Raw genomic sequence first — 8,955 nt, 5'->3', positions numbered from 1 at the left:
ATGTCGGTCGGCAATTCGCAGTTCCTCGCCTTCGCGACCTCACTGGCGCCCAAAGAACCTGCCCAAGTGGTGCCGGTTCGAGGTGCCGGAATCACCCTGGGCATCACCCTCACGGTGAGAGGTGTGGTCGTCACCGGCACCCTCATCGGGAGAGACGAGTGGGCGGAAGGTATGGCGGAGCTGCTGAAGTCCGCCGGCGAGAACGGCGAACTCCTGGGGAGCAGGATCCTCGACGTGTTCCGCAAGTTGGATCTCAACCGGACCAGGGATGAGAACTCTGAGCCGTACAGCTACATCCACTTGAAGGACGCTCGATACGTTGCTGGCCACGGCCTGCTGCCGTCACCGGGTTCGCGGGTACCCGTGTACTGGCGTGGCCGGCTCTCCGAGGTCAGCGGGTGGAGCTTGGGCACGCTCGGCGAATAGCCCGGCTTACCTGCCATCCCGTCTGCCGCCGACCCACACACCGTGGAGCAGATCAGGGCCAGGGTGACAAGGTGGAGCGCCCTACCGGACGAACGACCTTGTCACCCTGGCCCTGATCTGCTCGGCTTGCCTGGGTCGGTGGTAGACGGGATGGCTCCCCAACCACCCACCCACCGCAACCGTTCGGCAACTCCATCCTGGAGTCGTCTGGCCCCCGCCGGAGGCACAAGCTCTAACCCTGCCCCCTTCCTCACCTCCCACCCCCTCCACCACCTCCACCCCTTCCTTCCCTGGGGCCTCAGCGGATTCGTACGAGCCGTTCGGCAACTCGTCCTGCCCGGTGGTGGCTTCGGCCCTCTGGGGGCCTCTGGAACGTCAGGAACGGGTGAAGGCGTGTCCGCATGGCCCGGTCACACCGGGACTCGTCACCGGGTCACCTACTGACCCAGGGATGACGCGCGGGGCGGGGCGTGGTTTTCGGGCCGGCTGACTTTCCGCCCCGGCGCGATCAGCGCCGGGGCGGCGGCTCCGGTAGGAGCCGCTTGCCGCGCCCCGGCCCGCGCCGCGCGTCAGCGCCTTGATCTAGTACAGGCCAATTCGGCAACAGATCACAGAAAGCGTCCGAGTCGACCAAGCCGGCACGAACACAACACCACCCGGCCCTCGCCGTCCGGTGTCGCGTCGGAGCGTCGCTGTAGCTCACGTCGCGCATAACGCCGGCTGCCCCGTCGCTCACTACATGCCGCCTGCCAACCTTCACCATCCATCGGCCCCGCGGTTTCCTGCCGGCCCCTCCTGGCTCGGGCCTCTACCTCTCGCCGTTCACGTCCTGGTCCTCATTCACCGGCACAGGTCCGCCCGGACGTGCACCCCACACCACGCCGGCAAGTCGACGGACCAGACCCGACCTGATGAAGCGGCTAGGGCACTCGTCCATGGCGGCGGCCCGCCGGTATCTGCACGCCGTCGACGGCCGCGACCGTGAGATCGCCAAGGCGCTCTCGGAGCTGGCCGCGCATGGTGATGCGGCACGGCTGCCCCGACACATCACCATGCGTGGCTAGTGCCGAAGCAGCGCAAACAATCCCACCGCAGTCAGCAACAGGGCCAGGGAGACCGCGAACAGGGCGACTCCAACCGGAAAGGGCATGGAGATGACAAACGGTGCCTGTTGGATCAGCAAGCCCGCACCGAGCATGGCCTGGGCGCTGCCCAGACGGACGGGCTGGGCTTGCTGGCTCGGCGTCAGGTGTGCAAGCCGAATCCAGGCTGCGGGAAACCGCCGTGACATGGCCACACGCAGTCCGAGTACAACCGAGGCCGAGCTGAGGACCACTATCACCATGCGCAAGGCGATCATTAGGGGGTCCGGGTCATCCATGCTCATGGGGCCATCATCGGAGAGACGTCAAGGCCGGGAGCCTAACCCGACCCGCTGTCACGTGATGTTGCATGGTTGCGCCGGCACATCACGATGCGGAGTTAGTTGCACGATGGTTGCACGGCGGGCTGCGGCGGCGCTCTGACCTGCGGAAATGTGGGTGCCTGAAAATCGGAAGGTCGGCGGTTCGACCCCGCCCCTGGCCACATAGCCTTTCGCCGGGCTACTGAAGCGCCGACCAGCGGAAACGCCGGTCGGCGCTTCTGCGTCACGCCCCGAAATCCCGGCTGCCCGGTCTGACCCTCGTTGACCCCGGAATCCCGCCGATGGCCGCCCCGTGTCGCACGATCGCGCGGACTCACTGTGGGCCGGACGGACCGGATCACCCAGAACGCCGACCTGGCGGGCCGGTTCGGAAAAGAATCAGGGCAACAGGGAGGGACCGTGAATCTGCTGAGTGTCCTGCCGCTCGCCTTCGTGATGATCGCCGGTCCGCAGATCATCAGCGCCATCTTCCTCGCCTCCAGCCGGAACGCGAAGCGCAGCTCGCTCGCCTACCTGGTCGGCGCCGGGCTCGGCATCCTCGTCGCGCTGACCGTGTGGTACGTCGTCTTCCGCACGGTGCATGGCGCTGGGAACGGGCAGAACAAGCATGACGGCACGCGTCGCGTGATCGACTGGGTGGTGCTGCTGGTGCTGCTGGCGTTGATGGTGATGATCTTCGCCCGCCGCAAGCGAAGCCAGCCGCCGAAGTGGATGAGCAGGTTGCAGGAGGCCGAGCCGCGCTTCGCCTTCGGGCTGGGCTTCCTTCTCTTCATCGCCATGCCCAGTGACGAGGCGACAATGCTGGCAGTCGCCGGGAGCCTGGCAGGCCACGACAAGCCGTGGTGGAACCTGCTGCCGTTCCTGTGTCTGACACTGCTGCTACTGGCATTGCCACTGCTCGCCCTGCTCGCGTTCGGTCAGCGGGCGACGGCAGCGCTGCCGAAGATCCGCAACTGGGCCAATGACCACTCGTGGTTGGTCAGCGAGGCGGTGGTCCTGATCTTCGTGGCTATCGTCGTGTCCGACCTGCTCTGATCACCGCCGCTTGCGGAGGATCTCCTCGTCGGACAGTCGCCAGACCGGCCAGCCCTGAAAGCGACGCGGAGAAAGCTGCGCCTCTGCCGGGCCGGTCGACGCTGCCGTGGCTGACCGCGCAGGGCCGAACCCTGACGAAGGTGGGTACGCCCGCCTGTCGTTCGGGCACGGTGCAAGCCCCTGGCGGATCCCTACCGTCGATGCATCACGACGGATCCCCAGGGAGGGCGGCATGATCAATTCAACTGGGCTGATGACACGCTTCGGCGCGGCGGCGGCGTCGGGCGCAGCGGCCGGTGGTCGCGTTGCGTAGCGGCGGCCGGGCACTGCTCGTACTCCTGACGCTGTTGGCCACACTGCTGGCCGGCAGCCCGGTCGCGGCCCAGGCTTCGGCGCCGGCGTTGAAGCTGCCGGCACCGACCGGCCGCTACCCGGTCGGCACCACCTGGCTGCACCTGACCGACGACGCCCGGCCCGACCCGTGGCGGCCCGAGCTACGCCGGGAGCTGATGGTGTCGCTCTGGTACCCGGCGGTGGCCGCGCCGGGCGCGCGGGCGCCCTACACCACCGCGGCGGTCTCCGCGCGGATCATCGCCGCCGAGGGGTTGCCCCTCCCGCCGGATCTGTTGACCACCGTACGCACCAACGCCCGCCGCGACGTGCCGGTCCGGCCGGCCGCCCGGGGCTGGCCGCTCGTGGTGCTCTCTCCCGGTTTCAGTCTCAGCCGGGAGTCGCTGACCGGGCTGGCCGAGAATCTGGCCAGCCGGGGGTACGTGGTGGCCGGCGTGGACCACCCCCACGAGGCGCGGGGAGTCGAGTTCCCGGACGGCCGGGTCGCCGACTGTCTCGCCTGTGAGGCGACAGGGCAGGACAGGCTCCCCCGGGTGGTCGAGGGACGGGCGGCCGACGTGTCGTTCCTGCTGGACCGGCTGACCGGGCCGCGTCCGGTGTGGCGCGGCGCCCGGTTCATCGACCCGAGCCGGATCGGCATGGCCGGGCACTCCATCGGCGGCGCGAGCGCCGCGCAGGTGCTCCGCACCGACAGGCGGGTCGACGCCGGTGCCAACCTGGACGGCACCCACTTCGTCCCGGTCCCGGCGGGCACCGTGGCCAAGCCGTTCCTGCTGGTCGGCTCCGAGCGGCCGACGGACGCGAGCTGGCTGCGCGACTGGCCCGGCCTGGCCGGCTGGAAGCGGTGGCTCACCGTCACCGGCAGTGGTCACCTCTCCTTCACGGACCGGCCGGTCCTCGGCGCCCAACTAGGCATGGACCCGGGCACCATTCCGGGGGACCGGCAACTGCTGATCACCCGCGCGTACGTCGCGGCGTTCCTCGACGCGCACCTGCGTGATCGACCGCAGCCCCTGCTCGACGCACCGGCCCCGGCCTATCCCGAGGTGCGTTTCCGGGACGAGGCGGCATGACGAGGCGCCCTACGCCCTGACCCGTACCGGTCGGGGGCTGGCAGCCCGGAAGGTCGGCGGGCCAGCACCACCCCTGGCCACAGTCGCCGGGGATGGATGGTCCCCGCCCGCCCAGGACGCGGGTGGGGACCGGCGTCGTCTGCGGCTGATCCGTCGTCACCGGCGGCCCAGGGTCGGGGGCCGACCCGTCAGCGCCCCTGTTGCCGGCGCTGGGCCATCCCGCTCTGGATCGCCTCCCACACGCTTCGCCCGGCCTGCCGCAGCGTCTCGCCCGCCTGCTCCGCGAGCTGCGTCGCGCTCGGCGTCCCACCACCGCCGGCTTCGTCGGGCTGCTCGCGCGGCCCGCCCTGCTCCCCGCGGACCTGCTCAGGCCCGCCCCGCTCAGGGCGCGCCTGGGGGGACGGGCCCGCCTCGCGCCCCGCCTGCTCCCGAGCGCGCTCGCCTTGCTCCCCGCCGCCACCCGCGCCCGGTCCCCCGCCCTGACCCGGGGCGCTTGGCTCCCGCAGGGACCGGTCGGCGACCGCGCCGATGGCGCCGACCTGCTGCCCGAGATCGTCGGTCGCGCCGCCGGGCCGCTCCCCGGAGGCGCTGACCTGCCCGCCCCGCCGCTCCGCCGAGCCCGCTGCCTGCACGCCGAGTTGCCCCGCCGAGCCGGCGACCTGCCCGCCGGGTTGCGTTGCCGAGCGGGCGACCTGCCCGCCCGGGCTCGCGATCTGCTGCGTCGCCCGGTTCACGTCGTCGATCGAGGCGATCGCCGTACGCGACAGGGCGTCGATGATCTGCGGGTTGCGGTCGATGGTGCTCAGCGCGCGGTCGAGGATGTCGACCAGCTTCTCCAGGCGCACCTTGAGCTGCGCCTCGGCGTGCACCCCGGTCATGTCCAGCTCGACGCCCTGCAGGTGCACCCGGACGCCGGCGTCGAGCTGGAGGAGGTTGGCCAAGCGCGCCCGCAGGGACAGGTCGGCGTCCAGCCCGTCCACGGCGAGCCGGATCGAGTCGACCGACACCTTCGGTACGTCGAGCAGGACGTCCGGCTCCGTCGCCCCCTCCTGCCGTGGCGATGGCCCGGCGCCCCGGTTCGGCTCCCGCTGCTGCGCGTTCTCGCTCATGCTCCCCGCTCCGCATCCTCCGGCCCGGTCCGGCCGGGACCGTCCGGCGCGCTTACCCGCTATCCGGTCGACCATCCCGTCCCGCCTCCGTCCCGCCCCTCGAAGACGCGGCCGGCCGGCCGCCGGCCGCCGTACGGGCGTACGAAAAGGGTGTCCGGAACCGGGCAGCGCGCGAAGCTGCACACCCGGGCATCAGCCGGTATGGTCCGGGCCTATGGGACAGGAGATGGCTGACCCGGCCGGCATCCGGCAGGAGTACGACCAGTTCTCGTTGCGCAGTGTTCTCCTGGTCCCCGCCCCACCGGATCAGGCGTTCGCGGTGTTCAGCGACGCCCTGGCGGCGTGGTGGGTGATGGAGTACACGTGGTCCGGCCCGGAGCACCTGGCCGAGCTGGGCATGGAGCCGCGCGCCGGCGGGATGCTCTACGAGATCGGCCCGTACGGCTTCCGCTGCGACTGGGGGCGCGTGCTGACCTGGGATCCGCCCCGACGGCTGGTCTTCACCTGGCAGATCGGCGCCGACCGGGCGCCGGTGCCGGATCCCGCGCAGGCTAGCGAGGTGGAGGTCCTCTTCCACCCGGACGGGCCGGAGCGGACCCGGGTGGAGGTCGAGCACCGGCACTTCGACCGGCACGGCGAGGCCGCGGAGGGCTACCGGCAGGCGCTGACCGCCGGCTGGCACGAGCTGCTCTCCCGCTACGCGACCACGGTGGCCCACGGCGCCGGCTGACCGGCCCGCGCCGCCTGCCGCCTCACCCACCGGGCCGCGGGCACCGTCGACGTGGCCCGAGCCGTCAGCGGCCGATGCCCGGGCGGGTGCCGGGAGCCGTGGCGACTCCCCGGCCGCCGAGGTCGGCGCGGCGTCCCGCGTCCGCGCCGGAGCCGAACCCGCTGCCGGCCAGCCTGCGCGGCGCGGCGGTGCGCAGGCGCGGGTACACCTCGGCGACGCGATGCCGCACCCGATCCGACCGGTCGGCCAGCACCAACGCGACCGACGACCCACCCGAGTCGGCGGCCGCGTGGGCCTCGGCCGCCCTCAGCCGCACGCCGATCACCTGGGCGAAGCCGGCCAGCCAGGAGCGCCGGAAGGCGGCGGGGTGCTCGCCGGGCGGCACCTCGGCCGCGGCCAGCCCGTGCGCGGCCTGCACGAGCAGCGACGTGAAGAGCAGGTCGACGCGCTCCAGGTCGCTGGCGAAGCCGAACAGGTGCATGGCGAAGCCGCTGCCCTGCCGGCGGCGGACGCAGCGGCAGCGCAGCGGGTCGGCGACCGCGGCGAGCAGGCCGGCCTTGTCCCGGGCGTACGGGGCGACGACCCCGACCACCCGGTCGCCCACCGGGTCGGTGGCCGGGTCCCGGGCGGCCAGCAGCGCCCGGTCCACGCCGTAGCGGGCGATCAGCTCGGTGGCCTTGGCGGTGAAGGCGGCCGACTCGGCGGGGGTGCAGGCCGGGTCCTCGGCCTGGGCCAGCAGCTTGCGCACCTTGCTGAGCATGGCCTCGGACATGTCCCCAGCCTGTCACGCGGGCAGGTCGACTCGGGACGGCGGCGGTCGCCGATCAGCCGGCCCGGCTGCGCAGGGTGGCCACCGTCGAGCCGGCCAGGGTGAGCAGGCAGTCCGGCAGCAGCCCGTCGGCCGCCGCCGCCCCGAACAGCGCCTCGCCGGTGTCGGCGTCGGCGTTGGCGTACGCGCTGACGAAGCGGGCCACCCAGCGGGTGTCGTAGTCGGCCTCGTCGATCCCGGGAAAGTCCAGCGCGCACGTGCCCTGCGGCACCGGCCCGCCGACCATGGTTGCGGCGAGGCACCAGGCCACCCCGTACGCGCCGGCCAGGCCGGACCGGTCGACGACCGCGTCGAACGCCCCCACCACCGCGTCGCCGTCCCCGGCCAGCGCCGAGCGGAGCACGGCGGTCGCGTCGTCGAGCGTCTGCTGTGGTGATTCCGTCACGCACCGCACGGTAGGGCAGCGGGTCAAGCGATCGGCGGTCGTGACTCTCCGTGTGCATGGCGGACGACCTGCGGATTGAGTCGCCTCCGTGGTCACGCCATACATGTCGGCACGCTAATGTGCGCAGCGGACCTTCGCCGGAGGAAGGACGACCATGCTCAAGTCACGCGCCTCGCGGGCGGCCACCCTGGCCGCCTGCGCGACGTTCCTGCTCGCCACCAGCGCCTGCGGGACCGAGGGGCCCGACGAGACGACCACCCACCAGGTGCGCCTCTACGGCTCCGACGGCAACATGCTCAACTCGTACCCCGCTGAGCTGAAGGACCGCGCCAGCCTCGTCGACGGCATGAAGGGCACCAAGCCGATGACGCCGCTGCCGGAGAGCTTCAAGAACCGGCTACGGTCCGTCGACCCGAAACTGAACGACTTCCTCTACACGGCCGAGACGTACGACGCGGTGGTGATCAGCGCGATCGCCGCCCAGCTCGCCGGCAGCACGGACCCGGCCGCCGTCGCCAAGCAGATCGTCGGGGTCACCAACGGCGGGCAGCGTTGCGAGGACGTGGCGTCCTGCCTGGCGCTGGCCCGCGCCGGCAAGGACGTGGAGTACCGAGGCGTCTCGATAACCCGGGCCGGGTTCACCGAGGCCGGCGAGCCGGCCACCGCCAGCTACGCGACCGTGCACTTCGACGGCCAGCAGCTCAACGACGGCAAGACGGAGTTCGTCGGCGCTGGCGACGAGTCGGCGGCGAGCACCGAGGCCCCGCCGAAGGGTAAGAAGCAACGCGGTGGCCGCACCGACCGCAGCGACGGCTCCCCGCTGGTCGTGGGCGGCCTGCTGCCGATGACCGGTGACCTCTCCCTGGCGTACCCGCCGATGGCCGCCGCGGCCGCCCTGGCGATCAAGGAGATCAACGCGGGCGGCGGCGTGCTCGGCGAGCCGGTGGTCTGGATCGACGGCGACGACGGCACCAACCCGACGGTGGCCAAGGCCACCGTGGCGAAGCACGTGGAGCAGAACGTGCACGTCATCATCGGCGCCGGCGCCTCCGGGATCTCCCGCGAGGTCCTGCCCGACGTGGTGCGGGCCGGAAAGGTCCTGTTCTCCTCCTCGAACACCGATGCCGGTCTGACCAAGCTGGACGACAACGGCCTCTACTTCCGCACCGCCCCGCCGGACAGCCTCCAGGGACGGGCGCTGGCCGACGTGATCCTCCGGGACGGGCCGCAGAAGGTCGCGATCGTGGCCCGCAAGGACTCCTACGGCGAGGGCCTCCAGGCCACCGTCAAGGCCGAGCTGGAGCGTACCGGCGTCGACGGCGACCGGATCAAGCTGCTGGCCTACGAGCCGCCGGCCGACGCCAAGGCCAACCCCGTGGACTTCACGGCCGGGGCGAAGGAGATCAAGGACTTCGGCGCGGACGCTGTGCTGATCATCGGGTTCGCGGAGTCGGCGCAGGTGATCCGCGCGCTCGCGGACGCCGGCGTGGAAATCCGGCACTGAGCCGCTGACCCGTCGCACGTGGACGGCCGCACCGGATCACCGGTGCGGCCGTCCTCGTCATGCCGCCGACGCCGCGACGCGGGTGCC

Annotated in this window: 9 protein-coding genes and 1 pseudogene; 6 read left to right on the top strand and 4 right to left on the bottom strand. The window is 71.9% G+C overall.

Going from position 1 to position 8,955, the window contains the following annotated elements; translation table 11 throughout:
- Window positions 1–426, top strand: a pseudogene (locus tag ACGFZ2_RS29280) (hypothetical protein); the annotation flags it as partial.
- A 911-nt stretch (window positions 427–1,337) separates the two neighbouring features.
- A complete protein-coding gene (locus tag ACGFZ2_RS29275) occupies window positions 1,338–1,490 on the top strand; it encodes a hypothetical protein (protein ID WP_393459068.1) in 153 nt (50 codons plus the stop codon).
- On the opposite strand, the gene ACGFZ2_RS29270 is transcribed toward ACGFZ2_RS29275, so the two are convergent.
- The gene (locus tag ACGFZ2_RS29270; protein ID WP_393459066.1) at window positions 1,487–1,813 is read right to left on the bottom strand and encodes a hypothetical protein; all 327 of its coding nucleotides are present in this window, start codon (window positions 1,811–1,813) and stop codon (window positions 1,487–1,489) included. The two genes, ACGFZ2_RS29275 and ACGFZ2_RS29270, sit on opposite strands and share 4 nt — an antisense overlap.
- A 438-nt stretch (window positions 1,814–2,251) precedes the next feature.
- On the opposite strand from ACGFZ2_RS29270, the gene ACGFZ2_RS29265 reads away from it, so the two are divergent.
- Together ACGFZ2_RS29265 and ACGFZ2_RS29260 are read left to right on the top strand one after the other, a co-directional pair.
- Window positions 2,252–2,887: a GAP family protein gene (locus ACGFZ2_RS29265; RefSeq protein WP_393259910.1), complete on the top strand. Its 636-nt coding sequence runs from the start codon at window positions 2,252–2,254 to the stop codon at window positions 2,885–2,887.
- A 296-nt stretch (window positions 2,888–3,183) separates the two neighbouring features.
- Window positions 3,184–4,311: an alpha/beta hydrolase family protein gene (locus ACGFZ2_RS29260; protein ID WP_393459063.1), complete on the top strand. Its 1,128-nt coding sequence runs from the start codon at window positions 3,184–3,186 to the stop codon at window positions 4,309–4,311.
- Between the two features lie 188 nt (window positions 4,312–4,499).
- On the opposite strand, the gene ACGFZ2_RS29255 is transcribed toward ACGFZ2_RS29260, so the two are convergent.
- Entirely contained in the window at window positions 4,500–5,420 is a 921-nt protein-coding gene (locus ACGFZ2_RS29255) for a hypothetical protein (RefSeq protein ID WP_393459061.1), read from the bottom strand.
- Between the two features lie 214 nt (window positions 5,421–5,634).
- Between ACGFZ2_RS29255 and ACGFZ2_RS29250 the strand changes: the two genes are divergently transcribed.
- The gene (locus ACGFZ2_RS29250; RefSeq protein WP_393259903.1) at window positions 5,635–6,150 is read left to right on the top strand and encodes an SRPBCC family protein; all 516 of its coding nucleotides are present in this window, start codon (window positions 5,635–5,637) and stop codon (window positions 6,148–6,150) included.
- Window positions 6,151–6,214: 64 nt separating this feature from the next.
- Here the strand turns inward: ACGFZ2_RS29250 and ACGFZ2_RS29245 are convergent, their stop codons facing one another.
- On the bottom strand, window positions 6,215–6,922 hold the full coding sequence (locus ACGFZ2_RS29245) for a DUF2786 domain-containing protein (RefSeq protein WP_393459058.1): 708 nt from the start codon (window positions 6,920–6,922) through the stop codon (window positions 6,215–6,217).
- A 52-nt stretch (window positions 6,923–6,974) separates the two neighbouring features.
- Complete coding sequence (locus ACGFZ2_RS29240) at window positions 6,975–7,364, bottom strand: hypothetical protein (protein WP_393259898.1); 390 nt, start codon at window positions 7,362–7,364, stop codon at window positions 6,975–6,977.
- 154 nt (window positions 7,365–7,518) lie between these two features.
- On the opposite strand from ACGFZ2_RS29240, the gene ACGFZ2_RS29235 reads away from it, so the two are divergent.
- The gene (locus tag ACGFZ2_RS29235) at window positions 7,519–8,868 is read left to right on the top strand and encodes an ABC transporter substrate-binding protein (protein ID WP_393459055.1); all 1,350 of its coding nucleotides are present in this window, start codon (window positions 7,519–7,521) and stop codon (window positions 8,866–8,868) included.
- Window positions 8,869–8,955: the final 87 nt, after the last annotated feature.

Origin of the sequence: Micromonospora sp. NPDC048063 (genome assembly GCF_043202855.1) — a bacterium.
Lineage (GTDB): Bacteria > Actinomycetota > Actinomycetes > Mycobacteriales > Micromonosporaceae > Micromonospora.
This window is presented reverse-complemented; position numbering and strand designations above follow the sequence as displayed.